The sequence below is a fragment of the Paenibacillus sp. MAEPY2 genome (assembly GCF_000499205.1).
Classification (GTDB): Bacteria; Bacillota; Bacilli; order Paenibacillales; family Paenibacillaceae; genus Paenibacillus; species Paenibacillus vandeheii.
This window is the reverse complement of the sequence record NZ_AWUK01000038.1, coordinates 42,942-65,977: the sequence shown is the minus strand read 5'-3', so window position 1 is coordinate 65,977 and position 23,036 is coordinate 42,942. Positions and strand designations below refer to the sequence as shown.

Here is a 23,036-nt window from a genome sequence, read left to right as displayed (position 1 = left end):
TTGTGCCACACTCCTTCGGTAAATTGATAACTGTAAGACAAACCAAATCATAAGGAGTGTTACGAAATGAACTACAGTTTCAAATTCAGAAATGTTGCCCTGTCCGCCCTGCTGCTCACTGCGATCTCTGCACCGGTTGTCGCGAATGCCGACAGTGACGCTAACGCCAATGCTGTCACAAACGGAACCGCTACCTTGAAAGAAGCGAAATTCTCCATTGCAGCCTTCACAATGGCTAATCCAGTGGAACTGGCTAAAAAATACGCACCAGATACCGTAAGCGAATGGGAAAAAACGTTGGCCAATTATAATAAACTTCTTTCGCAGACTTCTATGTCCGCTGGATTGGCCAGTTTGGTTGCTGTTGACATAGACTCTGACCAATGGAAGGGAACTTCCGAGAACGCCAAACCAGATGAGATGAAAGAAATGCAGACTTTGAAGATTGAGGGAGTAAAGGCCGTAAAAGCCGAACAAATACCTCATTCCGAAAGCAAGAACACCCTGTCTTTTTCGATCACCACAAGTAGTGCTGATCTGAAGAAATTAGTGGAAAACGCCAAACCTGGAGAGGCAGTAGCCATCAGCACCGTGGAACTTGACGAAAAAACAACCGGAGTAACAAGCGCGGTAATCGCTGATGCAGAAACGTTTCAAATCAGCGGTATTGATCCTACTGCCAGTGCATTCTTCAAAGCTCAGACTAACTTGAATAATGCTGTATCTGCCAAGGATTCAGCCGCAATCAAAACTTCTCTTGCCGAGCTGTTGAAGCAATACAAGGAACAAATTGTCGAACTGGAAGCTAATCAAGAGTAAACATAGAGATACATTTCCCTTCTCCTACATCAGTAAGCAAAGCCGGAAATCTCCATACGCTACAGAATGACCGGACGCCAACAACCAGCAAGCCTCCATGTGGAGGCCTGCTGGTTGTTGGTTTATTGACTATAAGAAGAGCCTTTACTATTCGGTTTATTGTTCATTAACCCGGGCAACTACAAACGGCTCGTTCAGTGCTTGTAAAGCGGCTGCCATGTCTTCAGCCGAAAGTCTGCCGCCAGCCGATATATGATATTGAAACTCATAGAATCCGCCCAAGGTCGCTTTGAAATTCGTTTCCCAGTAATTCGTCATCAGCCAGGCATACGCTTCCGGTTGGGCATCAGATGCTTGCTGGGTGTGGACCTTTCTAGGCCCGTAATCCAGTGTTCCCCATTGAACAAGCGGCGTGTCCGGTACGGCAAGCAGCAAGCTGCGCTCGTTATCCTGCCAGGCGATGCCCGCCTGCACGGAGGAATAATCCAGGCAGGTTCCCGGAATCTGATCCTTCCAGGGGCGAACGAGGCCTCCCGGCTTATCGGCAAACAGGGTAACCGGCCCACTTCCTCCCGGGGTGAACGGCAGAGCCAGATATACGTTCTCCGGATTCCAAACACTTTCTTTATGGAACCGTGCCGAAATGTCCATTCTGTTTTGACGGGTATATATCCGCAGGAACAGTGAAAAATAGGCGATGCCTTTTAGCTGATAACCAAGCTCAACAGTAGCATACAGCGGTCCGTTATCTACCGCGCGGACAGAGATGAGCTGACCGACCGAACGCTCCACGTTTATCCCCTTACGGTTGCGTCCCATTTTTGAACGGACACTCCATACCTGAGAAGCATCCAAAGGGTTCGACGGATTTGTCACCTCATAGATGGGTGTGAACGCCCCATACAGATCATCCGCTTGCAGCAGATCGCGGCCTGTCTCCTTATCAATCCACGACACGATGCCGCGTTCTTTGGACCAAGTCAAGCGTACAAAAGGCGACTCCAGCCCGTTTTGAAAAACGGAGATCGGCCCTTGCAGCCCGCCCGGTGTTAAGGTATACATATCCTCCATGTCGTACACCTGATCAGCGCCGATCAGCTTCGAATTGGAAGTTGACGTCAAGGAAGAAGACCCCTGCTGTGCTGACTGCAGCGGGCGCAAGATCAGTATGCAGCTCTCCATCCCTTGAAGTTTAAGCTCCGCAATAATCGTCTGCGCGTGGGTGGACTGCTTGATCAGAACCTCTCCCGTGTCCTCCCGGATCACCTCCACTCCGTTCAACAGTTCATCCGGTTCCCAGCCTTCGAGCTTAAGCTCAACCAACTCGGTAACCTCTCGCTCGGACAGGTTCGTGACCTTGAAGCGGTAAGGACGCCCCGGGTACAAGGTAGCAGCGTTATCGGCCAGCAGCGCCTGATCCAGCGCCCGGTAAGCAAGCCTGCTTGCCTCTGCAGCGTTCGCCGTCTTGCGGACCTCTAGCAGCTGAACATTTTTGTGCCACGGTTCAAAAATAGAAGAATGATAACCCCATGTGTGTTCGGCATAGAGAGCCAGCGCCTGCTCCACAGCCTCAATTTCCTGGAGACTGACACTGTTTTGTTCGGGATCGAGCTTTTCCACCTTGCGGAGTGTCCGCTGTGCGTCCCGGTAAATCTGGGTGTGCATCGGTGTGGAGCTTACGCCATCCGACCACCAGTCCGGCCAATCCCCTTTATGAACCGGTAAGCTATCTGTTCCTTCCTCCTTCAGCCGGGCAAAAAAGCCGCTCAATGTGCTCATCTCTACGATAATTCTCTCACCGTTTTGCTGATTCCACGCCTCGATCCATTCCATGATTGCGCTGTTGGGCGATCCATTGTCTGTAGGCAGTCCGGACAGCATTACCGGCACAAAATCATACGGATACTGCTCCGCCTCAAGCTGGGCTAAATATCGATGGATGCGAGTATTGGCGATTTGATCGTGAATATTTGCCGGTTCAACAAGTCTATGGTTGAATTCATCACGAATCATGTATTTGCCCAGCGCACCAGGGCAGAAGCCGAGTTCGTTGCCAAGCATGTAGTGATCTCCATTCCAGACCAGCAGGCGTTCCCCGCTTGGGGCCTCCCACCAGAACGGAGATTGCTTGCGGCCCAGCGCATACATGCCATGATGGGTATGTATACAGCTGAATAAATGCTGGATTCCGTTATCCAGCAGGCTGTCGGCATATCCCCAGCTGTAGCCATTGATATCTGCTGTCATCGCGCTGTCTATTTGGTGACCGATCGAGCCGGCATATGTCTGAGCCTTGCTGTGTATTTTGTTCAGCAACTGCAGGTCGGGAAGCTCAGTCATATTCAGATACGTGCCGGACAGCTCGATATCGCCGCGCCGCACGGCATCGGCAAATGCAGTTTTTTCCTCGTCCCCGGCCTGCTTCAGGAATTGTTCCACGGCCCAGAAGGTCTCACAGGTCCAGCGGAACCCTTTCCAATCGGGCTTTACGCCGTTATGAGCATTATTAACAATACGCAGCGCCTGACGGATAAAGTCGACATGATATTGTTCAATCTTTTCCTGCCTGTCGGTATAACCAAGGTCTGTATGAGAATGGTGAATGACGTATATTTTCCATTTTCGTTCAAGCGTCGGGATGGCGGCTTGCTTGATTTGTTGTTCGAGCGTCATATTTATTTTCTCCTTTGTTGGTCGAATAGGTATTTTTTACGAGCTGGAAAATCCCTTGAAACACGTGCTCCTGCATTTGCTTCTCATGATGCAGAAGAATCACCTCGGGCAAGAGCGCTTCTGAAAGCGCCTCGCCAAACAAATCATTGGCGCCCGCAATTTGTCCGCCCAGAATCAGACGCGCGGGGCGAAACTCTGCCACATACGGACGCAGCATTTCCCCTAGCCGCTGGCCGTAAAGCTGCCATACAAGGTTGGCGGAGGAAACCCCCTGTCTTGCGGCTATGGCCAGATCGTACACGTCTTCCCCCTCCTTTCGAGCATCATGGCTGTCCGCCAAAGCCAAAATCCCCCGGCTTCCGAACAGCTCATCCACGGTTTCTCCCTTGTACTTCTCTGCATATAACATGCCTGTGTCAGGAATCCCCCATTTCCCGCTAACCATAGAGCCGTTCTCAACAAAGCCGGAGCCTAGGCCCGTTCCAAGGGTAAGGCACAGCAACCTGTCCTGTGGAAAAAGCCTGCCGACCCCTAGAGCGAACATAGCAGCATCATTGCCAAAACAAATATTTGCGGCGGCAAGCCGGCTCATCCATGTAGGAGCTGAGTGTTCCGCTGCAAGCGCCGTTAATTTGCGCCGCAGCAGCGTTTTTAAATTGCGTTCATAGAGCTGCTCGTATTTATTCAATCCCTGAATACGGGAAACGCCTGTTTCGTATTCAAAAGGCCCGGGGAAAGCAAAGCCGATATGAAAGTTGGGAAATCCCACTGGGGTCTCTTTAACGGAACTAAGCTGCCCCATGTAGGCGACGTATCCGGCGGCAAGCTCCTGAATCACATCGGCCAGGTTGGCGGCAATTTCATACGCACTGCTGTTGGAGCGCGACGACCTTTTGACATAAAATTGAGGCAAAAGATCCCCATTACTCAGTACGCCACCCTTCAAGAAAGTCCCGCCTGCATCAATGGCGATCGTGACGTCAGGATTCATAAGTGCCCACCAGATTTCCAGTGATGCGGAAGCAGAGGCATGTTCCACTCTGGCGAAACCTGTGCCCGGATCAGGGTGCACGATCGGTCACCCAAAGACTCCATTCGGAAGGCTCCAACGGAGGCGGGAACGATATACGCTTCTGCGTACCCCCATTCCACGGCCGCTGCCTCATCATCAAGCGGAGTAAGCCTCACGCGTTCGCCTTCTACGAGGTTGAACATGACAAACTCTCCAGCCGTATCGTCAATCCATTCTCCGTCCAGCTTTAATCTTTTGACCTGAAAAAGCAGATCCTCCCGTTCACCCAGCAGTTCTTCACTGCTAGCTCCCTGTACCCGGCACTCCCTTGGAACCGCTATCAAATGTTCCTGAACGTATTGGGTGTCAAATTGTTCCTTCATGTTGGGTCTGGCATGATTGCTGTTGATCGGTCGCGGCCGACCGTCTCTGTCTACCCGCAAATGGTCGTAAATTTTGAAGGTAAACCACCAGGTTGTCGAGGAGATCTCCAGCACCAGATTGTTTTTGCCCGAAAAATGTACGGCTCCAGGCGGGATCAGGAACAGGTCGCCCTTATTCGCATCCAGGATGTTCACATATTCTTCGACCTTTAGCGGTGTTCCCGAGGAATGGGCGGATTCAACTGCCTGAAGCAGTTCCTCCACGGTTGTACCCTCCGTGAAGCCCAGCCCCACAAAAGGTTGGGCTCCCTCCTTCTGCTCCATAATGTAATAGGATTCCTGCTGTGTCATCGTTTCATTGAAGGTCTGCTCGATATAAACCTGCTGAGGATGGACCTGCACAGACAGATGATCCCCGTCTATCGTATCGAGATAATCAAACCGGATCGGAAAATAGTCACCGAACAGCCGTACATTACGCTCCCCCATAATTGCTTCAGGATGAGCGGACAGAAGCAGCGGAAACGGAACCTCCAATATAAAATCCCGATAGCCGATTAAAAGTGTGTTCTCCGGTGCGATCGGTTCAAAACTCCAGGCGCAGTTATTCCATTCTCGGGGCAGGCCGCACAGCTCTTTCAAATACTGTCCACCCCAAATTCCCGGTGCAAAGAATGGTTTTACTCGAAAAGGCTGCCGGGCTACTGAAGCCAACAGTCGGCGCAGCATGGGAACGGTGACCAGAACGGGGCGTTCCTGGTTGTTCGTATCCACATAGTAGTCAAAATTGTACAAGCGGCGTTTCCGATATTCCTCCCAGACGGGCCACTCCAGAAACAAGGCCTGTTTGTAGGTTTCGACCGTATCCCGGCAAGGACCTAATCCCAGGGAACCCATCCCCTGCTGGTGCAGGTTCTGCTGAACCTCTCTGGATAAGTCACAAAATAAAGAAACGTTGGCCGGACCCGATGCTGCAGTTAGGAACCCAGAGCCTGGCCCAAAGGTCACAACGATGGGGGCCAACTGATCTGCCTTTGGTGACTGGTCCCCTGCGTGTTCAGCAGAGTTATAAAGCTGCAGTTGATGTTCTACATCACTGAGCCAGACCGACTGAGCATCTGGCTGAAAATAATCCTCGACGTTTACGTCCGAGGCCACAACACCAAAAGCGCGGTTATCCGTCAGGTAAGGGTGAAACTGCTGTAGCAAATCTGCTGAAGGTTTTAAATAATAAGCGCTATCTATTTCAATGATTATCCTGTTCTCCTGACGGCAGCGCGATCGGAGCTTTTCCAGACACTCGCTGAATGCGGCGCCGTGTGTACCGTCAACGACCGTATAAAATGGAAGCCGACCACTCTGTACACATTCAGGCCATATTTGATCAAGCCATTCATCATACCCATTCCAGATCACGGGTTCTGTCTCTTGGTCGGGCTGAAGCCGAATGAAATTGACCGGCTCAGTATGAAAGGGCAAGGGGGTTATTCGGGGCATGTTTATACCTCCAACTCTCTATCGATTTATGTCATCATTCTATAGGGAGTTGGAGATAGTGTCTTTAAACGATCAAGCTACGTTTTTGTACAATCAGGACATTGGGGGCGGAAAGTGCATTTTGCCAGAACGGCCTTCGGCAAACTGAATGCGGCGGAATTTGGCAGGGGAAACGCCAAGCTCGCGGGTGAAGATTCGGGTAAAATAGTGCACGGATTGGAACCCGCACTGGATGGCGATATCTTTGATTGGAGTCTGTTCATTTAACAGGAGCCAAGCGGCATTCTGCACACGTCGTTCCTGAATGTAGTGGACGAAGGACTGCCCCAGATTTTCCTGAAACAATCGAGTTAGGTGACGCGACGAAATGTGGAGGTGGCTCGACACCGTCATAAGTGTAAGCTCATTGATCAAATTATCATCAATATACCGTTTAGCCTGGCGAAACAACGTATTGGGTTCCACGGGTTGCTCTCCTGTATCGGCCGAATCTGTTCTGGCAGGAACGTGCAAATCCGCTATGGATAACAGAAGAGAAGCGGAAATTTGCTTTACAGCAAGAGGAAGAGTTGCCCCGGGTAAATCGAAAGAAGCGATGAGCGCTTGCCATAAATGCCCAGTGGGCGTAAGGTCCGCTTGCTGCGCTACGCTTTGCCCAAGCTCGGCTAGACGACGGAAGGATTCAGTATAATAAACATCGGTGTGCGCTTCATCCAGTTCAAAAGCAACATAACAAAGCGTCAGCCCAGTCTGGCTGCGGATTTGATGCCATGTGCCTGGAAGAGAGAGAAAAGCTGTTCCTTTATTTAAAGCATAATGCTGGTTTTGTTCTATGTAACTTCCTTCACCTTCTACCACATAACAGGCCTCGAAAAAGGAATGCCGATGGAAGGCATTGTCGAAATGATCGGGCATGAATCCCCAGTATAAAATGGATAAGGAAAGTCCCGTCTGCTCTACTTTTGTAATATAACGATTGCATATGTGATTGGCCCGGCGAAAGCTGGCTTCGATGGTCATGACGATCCTCTCCCTTCAAGCTCTCATTATACGTTTGCATAGCAAAAAGGCAAACCGGAAGTCGATCTGTCTGCTGGCACCAAAAGATCCGATTGCGCTCAGTATCAGCAATCGGATCTTTTGTATAACAATTATTATTCAGCCAATTTCAGAAAATACTCTGAGGCCAAACGGACAGCCAGGATACTCGCACTATTGAGGGAATTATCAAATATAACAACATGGTTGTTTTTTACAGCCTTCAGTGAATTCCATACCTTCGAAGATTCCTTTTCCTTCACAGCTGCCTTTGCAACGTCAATATCATGCTGGATAATAATATAATCGGGATTCATGTCATATAGACCTTCCAGCGTAAGCGATTCACCACCCTCAGGATACCCCTTCGGTGCCAACAACCCAAAGCCCGCAGTTTGATTATAGTACATTGTATTTTTAGATCCTTGAGCATAAAAATTTGCTTTTCCATCAACCCGCAACAAGGCAAAGGTCTTATCCTCAAGAGTACCTAAATGCTTTTTCGTATTTGCTATCATTTCTTGGGTTTCCTTAATCAGTTCTTTCGCCAACTTCTCTTTTTCAACAACCTCAGCAAGAAGCATCGTCGTTTTGTCCCAGGTATCCGTGTAGTCGATTAAGATGACTGGAGCAATCTTGTTCAACTCATCATAAATGGTGTCCACAGACCCCTTGAAGGTTACAATTACATCAGGCTGAGCGGCAATAATCTTTTCCAAATTCGCTGAGTCGCTTCCCAAATCAATAATATCAGCAGATTTGGCGTAAGGCTGTAACGTAGCAAACTTTTCCAATGCTTCCAACGCGCTGATTGATGCGATTGGAGGAGTATCCAAAGCAAAAAAGTAATCCAAATATAAGGGATGAAGCACCGCTATACGCTCTGGCCGTTTCTCGAGCACCACTCCATTGTCGCTGGCATCTTCAATCGTTCTTGGCCATCCTTCACCCTCGATCTTGCTGGCTTCAGGAGTAACTGCGATTGGCGTTTCAGAACATCCGCCCAGTACTCCTGCAATTATAATTATTGATGCAATCCATCCCATTAATTTGTTCATACAGCATCCCCCTACGATACGTTATCCATATTGTGTGTACACATGCTTTCGCTTTGAAAATTAAAAACCAATAATGACCTATGAACCCTCCAAATGATCACGCAACGTTTCCCCGGTATATTCACTTTTGAATAAACCTCTTTCAACTAACTTTGGAATCAGCTTTTCAAAGAATATCTCCATCGATTTTTCTGAACCGCCTGGCAGGGCGATGAACCCATCAATAGCACCTGCCTCAACCCGCTCAATAATATCATTCATTACCGTCTCGACTGTCCCCACAGATACCCAATGGGCAGATCCGACAACCTCCGGCCGGTCCAGAATCTCTTTCACTGTAGGCTGATATTTTGTAATATATCGACGCAACAGCTCAGCATGTGTACGGCTGCGGACAGCATGATCAGGATCTGGAAGCATATCTTCGGTTACGCGTTGATCTAAGGAACAACCACTTAAATCCAGGCCCATTAACGATTGGAGAGAGGCATGTCTGCGCTCAATATTTAAATGGGCATGAGCAGCCTTATGTAATTCAAGCGCTTCTTCGTGCGTATCGGCCAGGAAAAAATATAACCCCGGCAAAACTTTAATCGTGTTCGGATCGCGCCCATGTTCTACAGCCCTTTTTCTCAAATCACTTCGCAATTCCACACCTGATTCCAGATCTGGCATTGCCGCAAAAATAGCATCCGCTACGAAAGAGGCAAAATTCCGTCCAATATCCGAAGCACCAGCTTGAAACAGAGGAATGGTTCCCGATGGATGAGAAGGTAGAGTTAACGGCCCTTTTACGCTGAAAAATTCACCAGAATGATGAATAGCATTCACTTTTTCCTTATCAGAAAACATGCCTGACTCACGGTCTATAACGATAGCCTCATTCGGAAAACTATCCCAAAGCTTGCATACCACATCCGTAAATTCTATAGCCTTCGCATACCGTTCTTCCGGGGATGGCATTGGAGAATTGCCGAAATTATCGGCGCCCTCGATAGAAGTAACAATATTCCAGCCGGCACGTCCATTGCTTAGCCAGTTCAAGGATTGAAGCTGCCGAGCAACAATATACGGCGGATTAAACGTCGTAGAAATGGTCGTAACCAGTCCAATACGGTTCGTTTCACGAGCTATTGCTGCAAAAAACAAAGTAGGATCCGGGCTGCCGAAATTAGAAGAATCGCCTAACATCGCCGGGCTAATATATAGATAATCCGCTCTGAAAAGAAAATCGAGCTTTGAGTTCTCCGCCATTTTTGCCCAATGAATATAATAGTCAATGGATCCCGTTTGCTCCACTCCGCTATTCCGGTGTCGCCAACCGTCACCTTTATTCCACGTTGCATTTAAGGACAATCCAATACATAGTTGTCTGTTTGAACTCATTTCTACCAACCTTTCTTATCATTGATTTGCTCCTAGAAAGCCCCCCGGTCAAATCCAGCCTCTATTTAATAATAATGATTCTCATTATCAAAACAAAGTTTAGCAAGGATTTAATCAAATTTGAATACACAAGTTACAAATCCGATATGCACAATTATCTAAACTATGGTTGAGTGGCAAAAGGTCAGGTTCTTGTTTCTCTTTAAAGACACGAAAAAAGCCGCATCAACGCGGCTTGTATCTTTCAATGCTCTATCCTGTGTCATCTATACTGTTTGCTGCCCAGTTGTCTCGGTTCGATTCCATCTCTAAATCAGTCTTATAATCAAAGTAACTCCAGAGCTTTCAACAAAGCGTACTCACTAGAGGTGGCACCTATTTGAGAAAAATGTGCATTCGGAAACATTGGAGCCAAATGATGATATCCAGGGAGTACTTGCAATTCGATTAAGACACCATCAAAGGCAAGTTGTTTGGCAAATAACAAGGTTTCATCTATGAACAAATCAATGCTGCCTATGCTCATATAAGTGGATGGTAAACCAGCCAAAGATTTTGCACGTGCTGGTACGTAATACTCGCTTGTTCCCTCTTGTCCAGGTTCGTGACCTAATACTGATTTCCAACCGAAATAATTGCTTTTTTTGGTCCAAACAAACTCGCCGGCATATGGATGATCTGGCAAAATACTCGTACGGTCATCGAGCATTGGGCTGCGCAGTCTTAAATGATGGATGTCGAATTCCTTCTGGTCGCGAACGTACAGGGCTAGACCCGCCGCCAATCCACCACCAGCACTGCTGCCCGCAAGAGCGACTTTCTCAGTATCTATTTCTAATTCCTCGGCATGCTCAATGCACCATTTCAGACCCGAATAACAATCCTGCAACTGACTTGGCTGAATATGTTCCGGCGCTAGCCGATAGTAAACAGATACACAACAAAAACCATGTTGGACAGCCAGTGCCGCATTGCCTTGTCGGTCTCCTACCGGACTGCCCATAACCATTCCCCCACCGTGAATTGAATAATATAACGGCATCTTACTGTGCTTTGGTTGGCGGGGTTTGATAATTTCTATACGAATATCAGGTCCGCCAAAATAACTTGGCACCGCCCTTTCTTCGAATGTGACAGGAAACAGCTGCGTTACATCGATTTGCGGCATCATTTTTGTTTGACTTTCCCGTGCTTCCATTAGGGTGGCAGCAGAAAGATCGGTGTTTGGTATTAAATCAATCGCACTCACGATCTCCTGATCGATCAGATGTCTGCTTCTGCTTTTTGGTTCATTCATAGTTACCATTTCCTCGCTCTCTTAATCATTTCCAATGAAGTGCTGCTCTCTCCAATGGGCCAGTATTCCCGATTTGAATCCAAATCAAAAGTTACCTTTTTCTCTCGCTGTATCGACTTCTCTAGTGCCTATTCATATTGTAAAGAACGCACTAAACGATTCAAATGAAAACAATAAGTTAGAATCGTTTTTGACATAAAAAAACACTGATGAAGAAATTCATCAGTGCCGTTGACTACTTATTTTTGGAATACACAATTTTCTTAATGGTTTCAACAGAGAGGAAGTAGTCCTTAGCAAGCTGCTCAATACTGCTTTTATTCTTAAAGGATTGTCTGATCGTGGTATTTCGGAGATCTAACCATTGCCTCCCGCCACTTAGACTCCCCCAATGATTATATTCCTTTTCCTGTTTCGGAATGTAAATCGTCTCTCCCTGGACATACTCTTGAATCATTATAATTAGCTTTTCGGGCAATATTTTTTTAGCGTTTGTATATTTCACTCTGCTTCACTCCTTATTTTAGAAAATAAGGTGCAAAGCCAATACATTAGAAAAGCTTATTTAGCGTTAGAAAAGATTTAGCCCCATGCAAAGTAACGCTTCTCCAATATTGGCTTTGCACAAGTGAAGAAAGTCACAGACAATCTTAACAGATTCTCCATCAGTAAAGCACCCCCCTTTTACGTTAGCCAGTATAGCATAAATATAATCACTTCGGACCAGATTATTTCTCAATGAGGTTTCTCAATGGTTGATTTTTTTAACATAAGTCAACGACAAGTCGCTTGGGAGTTGATTTTATAAACCGTATAATCATAATCAGAGGTGATGTTGAATGAGCGAAATTAATTTATCATCGATTCTTGTAGCAAAACGCAGAGAAAAAGGGTTAACACAGGAGGCGGTTGCTGCATTTATCGGTGTTTCCAAAGCGTCTGTTTCCAAGTGGGAAACGGGACAAAGCTATCCTGATATCACATTTCTTCCACGGCTTGCGGCCTATTTTAACATCAGCATTGACGATTTGATGGGCTATTCCCCGCAAATGGAGCAGTCGGACATCGTAAATCTCTACACCCGACTCGCTAATGATTTTGCTTCTCTCCCTTTTGATGAGGTGATTGCAGAATGTACGGCGATCATCAAAAAATATTACGCCTGCTTTCCACTCTTATTGCAGATGGTCAGGCTATACACAAATCACTTTACGCTGGCGAGAACACAAGAGCAAAAAGAGGCGCTTCTTAACGAAGCCGTGACGCTATGTGAACGGATTCAAACCGAAAGTGGCGATATGCAGCTTTCGAGCGATGCGGTTTTGTATCAATCCGTTTGTTTTCTATCGCTAAGGAGTCCGCAACGGGTCTTAGATTCACTGGGGGAGACCGTCCGGCCCATGATGCCGAAGGGCGTGTTAATTTCAAAGGCATATCAGCTAATCGGCAATATCGGCAAAGCCAAAGAAACCTTGCAGGCTGAACTGTATCAGCACGTAATGGCAGTCTTTCAAGGGCTGCTGAACGTCTTCCAATTAAATATGGATCATATCGAAAAAGCAGAAGAAGCTTTTAAGAGAGCGTTGGATTTTGCACGGATTTTTGATATGAAACGGCTAAATCCAAACAATGTCATCCTGCTTTACGCACTAGGCGCTCATCTATATTGCGTGAACAAATTTCCTGAGAAATCGATTGAACTCCTTGAAAAATATGTGGATACCTGCGTGGAAGGCTTCTTTCCTTTTGAGCTTCGTGGAGATTCCTTCTTTGATCTGATTGATCCGTGGCTGAAAGATTTCGACGTCACCGCTCCCCGCAGCGAGCAGGTTATCAAGAATAGCATGATGAGGGATGTTCTGATGAATCCAGCGTTCAATTCGTTACGTGAAGTACCCGAGTATCAAGGACTAATTCAAAAAATGAATCATTTTTTGCAAGAAAAAAGTTGATCGGAGGTTATGGGTATGAATGAGAAGCTAATCATTGGCCAAGAAACGAAATATCCTTTGAATGGCATTTTGTCATTGCCAGAGAATTGCTCATCCAAAGTTCCAGCCGTGGTATTGGTGCATGGCTCTGGCCCTGCAGATATGGATGAAAAAGTCGGCAATAACTACCCTTTTAAAGACCTTGCCGAAGGGTTGTCGGAGAAAGGAATTGCTGTGCTGCGATACGATAAAAGAACATTCGTCTATGGAAAAGAAATGAAAAACGAAACCGGATTATCCGTGAAAGAAGAAACCATGGAAGATGCTATCCTCGCAGCTGATTTATTACGTAAAGACTCACGTATTGATTCAAACCAAATATTTATTATCGGTCATAGCTTAGGAGGGATGTTAGCTCCACGAATTGATGCAGAAGGTGGACATTTTGCTGGTATCATTATTATGGGTGGGTCTCCACGAAAATTAGAAGAAATTTTGATGGACCAAAATAACGATGTTTTAGCGTCGTTGAATATGTTTTTGAAAATGATTGCTAAGAAACAAATCGCAGCACTATCATCCAAGTTTGATAAAACCTATACGTTAAGTGATGAAGAAGCAAAATCAACTGTAGTTTTGGGGAAATATTCTAGAGCCTACTACTTCAAAGAGATGGGAGAACATCCATCCATTAATTACCTCAACGTATTAGATAAACCCGTACTCATTTTGCAGGGAGATCGAGATTTCCATGTATCCGTAGACAAAGATTTTAAGGCTTACAAAGACTTATTGGGTGAAAAGCCAAATGTAACGTTTAAACTTTACCCCAACTTAAATCATTTATTTATGCCAGCTGTTTACGGAGAGATATTAAAAATGAAAAAAGAGTATAAAGTTGCGCAGCATGTTGATAAGAAAGTGATAAATGACATTTCAGACTGGATTCTTTCCATTTAGGAAAACCAGCCAAACCTGTTGGACGTTTATTCAATTCAATAACCTACTGATTTCTTCAAAACTTCTATACTTTCCTGAAGGAACGATTGATTTTTTTCAACTCCTCTGTTTTTACACCAAGCAACGGCGCTAAAAGCATCGTAAAAATTATAAAATGGTAATACGATTTCGAGATTTAACATAGTACGAATCGTTTCATAACCTTCAATGTACGGGGATTTTGTTCTCGGGTTCACTTCCCAAATATATCTATTGATTTTAGTGAAATCTATTTCAGAGGAGCCACCGCGAGCACTCTCGAAATCAATAATACCAGCAACCTTGTTACCATTCACCAGTATATTGCCTGGTCTAAAATCCATATGTACAAAACATGGTCCGTCAGGATCTGGTAAAGCAGAGAAATCACCATCAAAATGAAGAATGCAACGTTCATACAATGCTGGATCGAGGAGCTCTTTACAGGGCTCTTTCCACTTTTCAAAATTACTTTTGATGTGTAGACGCCAATTATTTTGTTCAAAAAAATGAAAGCCGTCGGCTGAATGATAACCATATCCTGGCGTTTTCAGCTCATGGAGCATTGCATGATACACCCCTATTTGAAAAGATAGCTTTTCATCAATATTTTCTGTACAAGGCACACCATGAATTGCTGAGAGAAGCAACGCACCCGTAGTCATTTCATCCCCATACCAAATGTCCAATACCTTTGGAACAGGTAATACCCCCTTCAATGTTTCAAGCATCTGAAATTCACGAAAAAGCTTATCCTTGTTAAATGGAATCTTTACATAAACGTCTTCTCCATTAGCTAGAGTAAGTTTATATACATCCGAACTAAATGATTCCGGAACATCTTCAATATTCAAGACTTTCAGTTTTAGCTTTTCTATCACGTTTAGAATGGAACTCATGCGGAACCTCCTCTATTTGGCGCTCTAATATAAAAGCGAGCCTGTTTGATGTGGCTCGCTGATTTAATGATCTGCCATTCTATAATACAATTCGAAACTAGGGCCTTCAACCTGTTCGTCAGATGTCGGAAACCGACAAAGGACGAAGCTTTACGTTTATCACACAGCTATAAATTTTCCCTTTGAGCAAATTTGCCTAAAGGGCAAATTTAAGTTAAGATGATCCTGAGAAAGGAGTCGTGTGAATTCCAAATGAAGTCAACAACTTACGATCGCTTCCCCACAGAAACAGCCATGTTGGAGGTGTACGCATAAGCGGAAAATAATGGCCAAACCAACTTTGCGGCATTTAAAAAAAGAAGCGACAGAGCAATCGCTAGCGATCGCAGCATTTGAACTTGCACTTGAACATGGTCTGGACGGCTTCGTTGTTGAAGATATTGTGCAAAAAGCCGGATACTCCAGAAGAACATTCGCAAACTATTTCACATGTAAGGAAGAAGCTGTTGCGATGGGAGCTACAGCTGTTCATAACACTACTGAGTTCGAGAATTTACTCACCCAGATTCCCCCAAATACCTCCTTGCTTGACGTTCTGTATCAACTCATCCAGATGCAGCTTACAGCGGATCTCATAGCAAGATTGCGTGAGCTTTTGTTACTTTCCAAAAAATACCCGGTGTTAGAGCCGCATTTCCTTGGAGTATTGCACCAGATGCAGACGACTGCGCAAGAAACATTGTTAGACTTGTCTAACGGAAATGATGACGAGGTATATACTTATCTTCTTATAAACGCAGTTTACGGGATCATTCTTCCTTTAATTGACGGAAGGCTTAATGTGCTGCTCCCTGGACAAAAGAAGAATGACTATCCAACCACTGAAGCTGTAGCATTCGATGAGTTTTTAGAAACCATGTTTAGTTATTTGCGCAAAGGATTCTGATGCGCCAGCAATTCATTTTCACCATAGAAGGAGTGTAAAATAGATATATGTCTACATTATTGTATAGATTGGGGAAAACCGCTTTTCGCAAACCGGGGTATTTCATTATCGGTTGGGTATTGATTCTGGGTATTGTCATTTCTATGATCAGTATCAATGGTATTCATATCAGTTCTGAAATGAAAATTGAAGGCACAGAATCACAGAAGGTCTTGGATCAATTAGCAAAAGAATTGCCAGCGGCCTCTGGCGGTCAAGGAAGTGTTGTGTTCAAAGCCCCTGACAACGAGCGCTTGGATACACCTGAACGCTTGGCTGCAATAATGAAAAGTGTTAGTGAAGTTTACGGATTGAAGGATGTGATTAATCCTGCGGATTATGCAGCTGAAGCTAGCAGTTCGGGAGCATCCGCAGACATGGCTCAGGCTGCGAATATGCAGCAGCAATCAGCTACAGCCTCTCCTCCTCCCTATGGTCCTCTAATGGTGGATGGCGTTCCTGTACCTGGTGTCCTTCTCTCTTCTGACGGAAAGGTTGCCCTGTTTCAATTTCAGTTTACCATTGAGCAGTCTGCAATTACTCAAGATGGTTTTGATTCGGTAATTGACTCCGTTATGACTGCCCAGCAAGGAACCAACATCACCGTTCTACCGGGCGAAACGCTCAAAACGGTAGCGATCGGTGTGGGATCGGCAGAGATTATCGGACTGATCATTGCTATCATTGTTTTGCTAATCACCCTGGGTTCCGTCGTTGCGGCAGGTCTGCCTCTTGTCACTGCACTCCTCGGCGTTGCCATTGGAGTAGGTGGAGCGTTCTCGATTTCCAAATTTATAGAAATGCCAAGTGTTACTTCCGTCCTGGCTCTCATGGTTGGTCTCGCCGTCGGAATCGATTATGCTCTCTTCATTGTCAATCGCCAGCGGCGAATGATTATTGATCAACGCTTGAGTGCACAAGAGGCCACAGCAAGAGCCATTGGCACATCGGGCAGCGCTGTATTTTTTGCCGGATTAACCGTCATCATTGCACTGTGCGGTATGCTCGTCATCGGTCTCACCTTCTTATCTACGATGGCTTTGGTTGCCGCGGCTACCGTTCTTATTAACGTATTTGTTGCCCTTACGCTATTGCCCGCTTTACTTGGATTGGTGGGTGAACGCATCTGTTCTCCTAAAGCACGCGAGAAAAGCACCAAACATCCTAAAGCGGCTGGCCACGGGATTGCTCACAGATGGGTGAAATTCGTTATCAAGTATCGTTGGATCACCATTATTGCCATCGTCGTGCTTCTTGGGGCTGCAGCCACACCTATAACAAAAATGGAAATGGGTATCCCGGGAGCTTCTTCAGCGAATCTGGACACGACAGCAAGACAAGGCTATGACGCCATATCCGAAGGCTTCGGAGAAGGATTTAACGGACCCCTTATTCTGGTCGCAGAGCCTAACAATTCTTCCGCTCAGGTGACTCCGGAACTCTTGGGCAATCTCTTGAAGGAACTCCAAAGCCAAAATAACGTTGCACAGGTTACACCGCTAGGCATGACAGAAGATTTGGCTATCTTTAGTCTTATTCCCGAAACGGGTCCCAACGATAAAATCACCAAAGATCTGGTGAATGAGCTGCGATCTACTGAATCGAGCGTTGCACAGACGAATGACGTTAAGATTGGTGTTACCGGCTTCACTGCCGTTAACATTGATATGTCAGCCAAATTGGCGCAGGTATTCCCGATCTATGTAGGAATTATTATCCTGCTGTCGCTTATCATTCTTCTCTTGGTATTTCGTTCGATTATCGTTCCAATTAAAGCAACGATCGGCTTCCTTCTTAGTATTCTGGCTACATTCGGGATCACTACTGCTGTGTTCCAGTGGGGCTGGCTACATTCGCTCTTTGGTTTCGACACTGGCGGCCCGCTGCTGAGCTTTATGCCGATCATTGTGACAGGTATCCTGTATGGCTTGGCAATGGACTATCAGGTCTTCCTTGTCAGCTCGATGCGTGAATCATACGTACACGGTCACAGAGGAACAGAGTCTGTTGTTCATGGTTATAACCAGGTAAGTCGTGTGGTTGTTGCCGCAGCGGTGATCATGGTCTCGGTATTTGCTGGGTTCATCTTCACAGATGACGTCATGATCAAACAGATTGGTTTCACATTAGCTGTAGGAATTCTGATTGATGCTTTCATTATTCGGATGGGATTGGTTCCTGCCATCATGGCTATTTTCGGAGACAAGGCTTGGTCGCTTCCAAAATGGCTGGATCGCATTCTACCGAATCTGGACGTTGAGGGCGAGAAGCTGATTGCTACACTTAATGCTAAAGATCATTCCAACTCTAAGTCTTGATCGTCAAGTATTTGATGATAGTACAAAAAAGCCCGTTGACCAGTTCGGTCAATGGGCTTTTTTTTGTTTATCTTCCGGCTTTTAAAAAATGATTCCACCAACCTTATAGTGCTTTATTCCTTCAAACTTTCCATAAAATAGTGAAGTGCGTTGGATACCCACTTCTTTGGATGAAGAACGAGCTGAATTTCGAGTTGAAGTTCTGCATGTTCAAGGGGCAAGACTTTCAGTTCCCCCCGCTCGATTTCTTCCATTACAGCCATTTGCGGCAGAATTGAGATACCCTCTCCTGACTTAATACTTCTTTTGATTGCTTCCGGATTGCCAAGTTCCAGACCAATCCGATAGGGGATTGAATTTGCACGAAGTACCCGTTCAAGCAGCTGCCTGTAATTACAGGTATCTTCAGGCATGATCCATTCCATGTCCTTTAGATCATTCAATTCAATCTGCGCCTTGGCGATCAGCGGATGTTCCGGATGGACGATCAGCAATAGAGGTTCTTGACGAATGGTAATCCACTGCAAAGCTGGATCACTCGAATCATCTGCGAGAATAAGCCCGATATCGGCTTCACCCTCTCTGACTTGATGCAAAATCAATCCCTCACGATTCGTATGCAATCGTATGTTGAGATCCGGGTATTCCTTACGGGCAGCTTGCATATATGGAGGTAAAAAATAAGAAGCGATGGAATCCATCGTACCAATCGTCAAAGAGCCACCGCCCTGCTTCGCCATTTTTTCCTTGGACTGCTCAAACAATTCCAACATCTGTCCGGCAAGCTTGAACAGCTCTTCCCCGGCAGAAGTTAAACGAATCTTGTTATTGCTGTAGCGTTCAAACAGTTTGACTTGATATGCTTTTTCCAGCTTTTGAATTTGCGTAGTAACGCTGGATTGTGCATAACCCAGCACTTCTGCGGCTCTGGTGAAGCTCTCGCGAATGGCGACTTCTCTGAACGTCTGAAGATAGATTAAGTCCAACTTGCTCACCTCATCGAAAATATTGATGACAACCATCATTTGTTATAGGTAACTGTGATGCTGGTTCCTATGATACATTAGTTTCAATATAACGGGAAGAGGTCGTTGATTATGATGAACGAACAACATGTTCAAGGAATTTATATACCGGTAATTGCCCCTTTTTCGGATGACAACAAGTTGGACATTGAATCATATCGGAAGTATGTTACCCATCTTGCGGAACATGACATTCAGGGTTTAGTCGTAAACGGCACGACAGGAGAATCTCCTACCGTCTCCTGGGATGAAGTAAAGCAGATGGTTGAGGTAACCAAAGAGATTTTGAAAAGTCTGAACAAAACCATACCCATCGTTGTAGGGACAGGAACAAATGACACCTATTCGACGGTTCATCGGACCGAAATGGCCGCAGAATTAGGAGCAGATGCAGCCCTAGTGGTCACTCCCTATTACAACAGGCCCACGCAAGAAGGTATTCTGGAGCATTTCTCCAGCGCGTCCCGGACAGGACTGCCGATTCTGGTCTATGAGATTCCTGCTCGAACCGGTAGTCGAATGACCTTGGATACGATGAGGAAAGTCTTGGATCTGGACGGGGTTATTGGCCTGAAGGACAGCACTGGCGGTTTGGATCTGCTGCTGGCTCTAACTCAATATGAAACGAAACCTGTACTATGCGGCGAGGATGCGTATTTCCATGCGATGCTGTGCCAAGGTGCCGCAGGCGGGATGGTGGCCTCTGCCAATATTCATACCCAACGGTATGTGGACGTGTATCAACGCTTTGTATCTGGTGACGTGAATGCATCAAGAGACAGCTTTAAGCAACTGCAGCCGCTGATTAGTGATGTATTTGCAGAACCTGCTCCAGCCTCGATCAAATGGTGGCTTGCTCAGCAACAGCTGATCGCCTCTGCAAAATTGCGTTTGCCGCTGACTGGCGCATCCGAGATAGCAAAACAAAGGCTCTTGGATACACTCGCAAATATGGTCGTACCTACTTAAACAAGCGCAAATCTTGCTACGATTGATGAATACATTGATCTGATAAAATGCGACATAATGAAATGGCAATAAAAACAACCAGTACGGATACATTCACACTGGTTGTTTTACGTTTAAACACAGATTTTCAGACGGAAATCGAGGTATTGCCAATCCCTACTTTGAATATTAAAAGTAATCCGAAAAGTAAGGCGCCTGCTGCTCGATAGCATCTTCTAACAAATCAAGCGTTACTGGATCACATTTAATGCGGCCAATCTTATGCAAATACTCAGGACGCTTATAGCCTAACAACATGGTTGTCATGGTTTGGATGTTTATGCTGTCTTCACTGCGTCGGCTTTGACTTCGAACCACTCTTCCTCTTCCATTCGGTTCAATGTGTAGTGTAAATGTGCCTTGATTCCAGGACAGCAAAGGGTCCTGCAATGTAAAGGTCCATTCTCTCTCCATCGCTGCGGGTTTGAACGGATATTTTGAAATAAATTGCTCTATGTCTACGATCCGTGCCATAAAGTAAGGGGAAATCGTTTCCTTAATATCAGCATCTTCCAGCAGAAAGGCAAGCTGTTCATCCGTATGAATATTACCAACTACCTTGGAAATCATTGAAAAATGCGCACTAATGAAATTCCACAGTCCGCTTCGTGCCTCTTCATGAATAAAAATCATATCTTTGACGTGAAATACTTCTTCTTCAATCCAATATAATATGTAGCCATCAGGCTGACCATCTTCCCCATAATAGACAGCTGCAGTTAAGTCATCTGAATCCCAGCGCCAGTACTCACTCCACGCAAGTTCTTTTCGCAGCATGGCCCCGTGAGTTTGCATGGAGAAACGTTCATAAGCCGTCCTCACATCTTCGCTTTCGGGTTCTACACGTGCCACATCTCCTGGAACGGGTTTGTTTTTGGGTAATTGGAAGTCTTGAACCTCGAATACAATTTTATCAGAAATGATTTCCCATCCTTTACGTCGATAATACGGTATGGAATACGGATACAAATAAGAAATGGATTGTTTCTTTTCACGCATATTGGTGAGAGCTTGCAGCAGCAGTTTGTTCATTAAGCCTTGACCGGAATATTCAGGAAAAGTACCTACACCTGTTACGCCACCCATAGCGTAAGTTTGGTTAAATATCCGAACCTCAAATGGATATATGGATACCTGAGAAATCAATTTTTCTCCGTCAAACCATCCAAGTACATCAGCTTGTTGTAAAACAGGTGACTTCTCATGGAGGATTTCGCTTTCTTTCCATCCATGTTTGTGAAGATCATTATGAGTAACCTGAAATACATATCGTAACAGCTGACTATATTGCTCTAAATGGGATAAATCCACTTTTTTCATTTTTAAATTTTGCTTACGGTGCATGCCAGTTATTCTCCCTTAGTTTTAAATTATATTATTTACCAATTGCTTCAGAATAATGCTGGCAATGATCTGATCATAATGATTAAGAGCTTGTTTTTACCTCTCTAAGTTTCCCTGTCGAATCTCTAAGGATAATATCCAGAAACTTATGCGCTGCATTATGTGAGAAGCTGAGCTTAAGATTCATATCCGATTCCAGTGTTGCTTTAGAGCTATATGCAAACATTTTTTCCTCATAGTGCTCTAAAGCCGTTTTTAGATCGCTGTGATTAGCAAGAGATAAACCTAACTCGGCTGCATCAAGCATGGCAATATTCGCTCCTTTTCCTGCAAATGGAGACATTAAGTGTGCAGAATCTCCTATGAGAGTGACCCCGTCCTTATGCGTCCAGCTGTGGTCGATTGGCAGCATATAGATTCTACGAGGCAACATCTCTCCATCAGAATAACGAATGTAATTTTTCAAGTCATCACTCCAATCGGATAATAATTGGAGCAGAGATTCTTTTGCCATTGCTGGCTGTTCGAAGTTAATACCGCAATTATCCAGCCATTCTTTTTCAATCTTGAAAGCCAAATAAGCTCGGATACGGCCGTCACCATTAAGTTGAGCCATAATCGCTTTTTGATCTTGGAATGCAAACATACTCCCTTTCCCGTTAAACTCGGCTAAATCCGGGTGATTTTCATCAACATTTGATATCCCCATCTCAACCGCGCTTATTCCCGTATAGCTCGGCTGCACATCCGAGAGAAACTCACGAACTTTTGAAAAGGCACCGTCAGCACCAACAACAAGATCTGCAATTTCTGTATGCTCATTCTCAAAATGCAACTCAAGCTGACCGTTGTCTAGTGAATGTATACTTTTTAGGTGATGGCCCCATTTTATTGTGTTTGGTTCAATAGAATCCAATAACAATTTGCGAAGTACGCCACGGTCTATCTCAGGTCTATGGTTATCTTCGGGACCTGATATTTCGTCCCAATAGACTTTTCCGGTTTTATCCAGAAGTCGTAAGTCCTGACCTTCATAACGAGCATTCACTTCGAATTCCTTTATCAGTCCAGCTACCTCCAATGCAAATTGACCTGACTCAGGATGCATATCAAGTGTGCCGCCTTGTTGACGAGAGTTGGAGGATGGTTCACGCTCATATACAGTAGCCTTCATTCCATTTTGCTGCAGAATACGAGCCAGCGTTAATCCCGAAGGACCTCCACCAATGATAGCAATACGGGCATTTTTATTTGACATATGAAAATCTCCCTTCATTCTTTAATGAATTGTTAAGATAAATAGAATACCATTAAAATATTATTTACCTGTAAACAATAATAGTTGATAAAGATTATCATTGTCAAATAATAACGTGGTGATGTCC

General features: G+C 45.3%; 18 protein-coding genes. 6 read left to right on the top strand and 12 right to left on the bottom strand.

The genetic code is table 11. From position 1 onward, the window contains the following. The first annotated feature begins 66 nt into the window (after positions 1-66). Positions 67-819 (top strand): hypothetical protein, encoded by a 753-nt coding sequence (locus P364_RS0127450; RefSeq protein ID WP_024633233.1) that lies wholly within the window; start codon positions 67-69, stop codon positions 817-819. 156 nt (positions 820-975) lie between these two features. Here the strand turns inward: P364_RS0127450 and P364_RS0127445 are convergent, their stop codons facing one another. The 8 genes from P364_RS0127445 to P364_RS0127410 form a co-directional block, all read right to left on the bottom strand. Beyond that, positions 976-3,492, bottom strand: a complete 2,517-nt coding sequence (locus tag P364_RS0127445; protein WP_024633232.1) for a glycoside hydrolase family 38 C-terminal domain-containing protein — start codon at positions 3,490-3,492, stop codon at positions 976-978. Further along, positions 3,446-4,483, bottom strand: a complete 1,038-nt coding sequence (locus P364_RS0127440) for an ROK family protein (protein ID WP_024633231.1) — start codon at positions 4,481-4,483, stop codon at positions 3,446-3,448. The genes P364_RS0127445 and P364_RS0127440 overlap by 47 nt, the downstream gene beginning before the upstream one ends. Further along, positions 4,480-6,384 carry a class I mannose-6-phosphate isomerase gene (locus P364_RS0127435; RefSeq protein ID WP_024633230.1) on the bottom strand — a complete coding sequence of 635 codons (1,905 nt, stop codon included), beginning with the start codon at positions 6,382-6,384 and terminating at the stop codon, positions 4,480-4,482. The genes P364_RS0127440 and P364_RS0127435 overlap by 4 nt, the downstream gene beginning before the upstream one ends. Positions 6,385-6,477: 93 nt before the next feature. Further along, entirely contained in the window at positions 6,478-7,404 is a 927-nt protein-coding gene (locus P364_RS0127430) for a helix-turn-helix transcriptional regulator (RefSeq protein WP_024633229.1), read from the bottom strand. A gap of 134 nt (positions 7,405-7,538) precedes the next feature. After that, positions 7,539-8,480, bottom strand: a complete 942-nt coding sequence (locus P364_RS0127425) for an ABC transporter substrate-binding protein (protein WP_024633228.1) — start codon at positions 8,478-8,480, stop codon at positions 7,539-7,541. A 78-nt stretch (positions 8,481-8,558) separates the two neighbouring features. Beyond that, complete coding sequence (locus P364_RS0127420; protein ID WP_024633227.1) at positions 8,559-9,866, bottom strand: NtaA/DmoA family FMN-dependent monooxygenase; 1,308 nt, start codon at positions 9,864-9,866, stop codon at positions 8,559-8,561. Between the two features lie 325 nt (positions 9,867-10,191). After that, entirely contained in the window at positions 10,192-11,163 is a 972-nt protein-coding gene (locus tag P364_RS0127415; protein ID WP_024633226.1) for an alpha/beta hydrolase fold domain-containing protein, read from the bottom strand. 235 nt (positions 11,164-11,398) lie between these two features. Continuing rightward, positions 11,399-11,668 (bottom strand): CD3324 family protein, encoded by a 270-nt coding sequence (locus P364_RS0127410; protein ID WP_024633225.1) that lies wholly within the window; start codon positions 11,666-11,668, stop codon positions 11,399-11,401. A 334-nt stretch (positions 11,669-12,002) separates the two neighbouring features. Here P364_RS0127410 and P364_RS0127405 point away from each other — a divergent pair, with 334 nt between their 5' ends. Both P364_RS0127405 and P364_RS0127400 read left to right on the top strand, forming a co-directional pair. Next, positions 12,003-13,115 carry a helix-turn-helix domain-containing protein gene (locus P364_RS0127405; RefSeq protein ID WP_024633224.1) on the top strand — a complete coding sequence of 371 codons (1,113 nt, stop codon included), beginning with the start codon at positions 12,003-12,005 and terminating at the stop codon, positions 13,113-13,115. A 15-nt stretch (positions 13,116-13,130) separates the two neighbouring features. Beyond that, complete coding sequence (locus tag P364_RS0127400; protein WP_024633223.1) at positions 13,131-14,054, top strand: alpha/beta hydrolase family protein; 924 nt, start codon at positions 13,131-13,133, stop codon at positions 14,052-14,054. Positions 14,055-14,089: 35 nt separating this feature from the next. On the opposite strand, the gene P364_RS0127395 is transcribed toward P364_RS0127400, so the two are convergent. Then, positions 14,090-14,971, bottom strand: a complete 882-nt coding sequence (locus P364_RS0127395; RefSeq protein ID WP_024633222.1) for a phosphotransferase family protein — start codon at positions 14,969-14,971, stop codon at positions 14,090-14,092. A gap of 325 nt (positions 14,972-15,296) precedes the next feature. On the opposite strand from P364_RS0127395, the gene P364_RS0127390 reads away from it, so the two are divergent. Together P364_RS0127390 and P364_RS0127385 are read left to right on the top strand one after the other, a co-directional pair. Continuing rightward, on the top strand, positions 15,297-15,917 hold the full coding sequence (locus P364_RS0127390; protein WP_024633221.1) for a TetR/AcrR family transcriptional regulator: 621 nt from the start codon (positions 15,297-15,299) through the stop codon (positions 15,915-15,917). A 47-nt stretch (positions 15,918-15,964) separates the two neighbouring features. Next, entirely contained in the window at positions 15,965-18,274 is a 2,310-nt protein-coding gene (locus P364_RS0127385; protein ID WP_024633220.1) for an MMPL family transporter, read from the top strand. A gap of 113 nt (positions 18,275-18,387) precedes the next feature. Here the strand turns inward: P364_RS0127385 and P364_RS0127380 are convergent, their stop codons facing one another. Then, positions 18,388-19,260, bottom strand: a complete 873-nt coding sequence (locus P364_RS0127380) for a LysR family transcriptional regulator (RefSeq protein WP_024633219.1) — start codon at positions 19,258-19,260, stop codon at positions 18,388-18,390. Between the two features lie 111 nt (positions 19,261-19,371). On the opposite strand from P364_RS0127380, the gene dapA reads away from it, so the two are divergent. Continuing rightward, positions 19,372-20,268, top strand: a complete 897-nt coding sequence (gene dapA, locus P364_RS0127375; protein WP_024633218.1) for a 4-hydroxy-tetrahydrodipicolinate synthase — start codon at positions 19,372-19,374, stop codon at positions 20,266-20,268. A 168-nt stretch (positions 20,269-20,436) separates the two neighbouring features. Here the strand turns inward: dapA and P364_RS0127370 are convergent, their stop codons facing one another. After that, complete coding sequence (locus P364_RS0127370; protein ID WP_024633217.1) at positions 20,437-21,651, bottom strand: GNAT family N-acetyltransferase; 1,215 nt, start codon at positions 21,649-21,651, stop codon at positions 20,437-20,439. A gap of 82 nt (positions 21,652-21,733) precedes the next feature. After that, positions 21,734-22,909 carry an FAD-dependent oxidoreductase gene (locus P364_RS0127365; protein WP_024633216.1) on the bottom strand — a complete coding sequence of 392 codons (1,176 nt, stop codon included), beginning with the start codon at positions 22,907-22,909 and terminating at the stop codon, positions 21,734-21,736. Between the last annotated feature and the right edge of the window lie 127 nt (positions 22,910-23,036).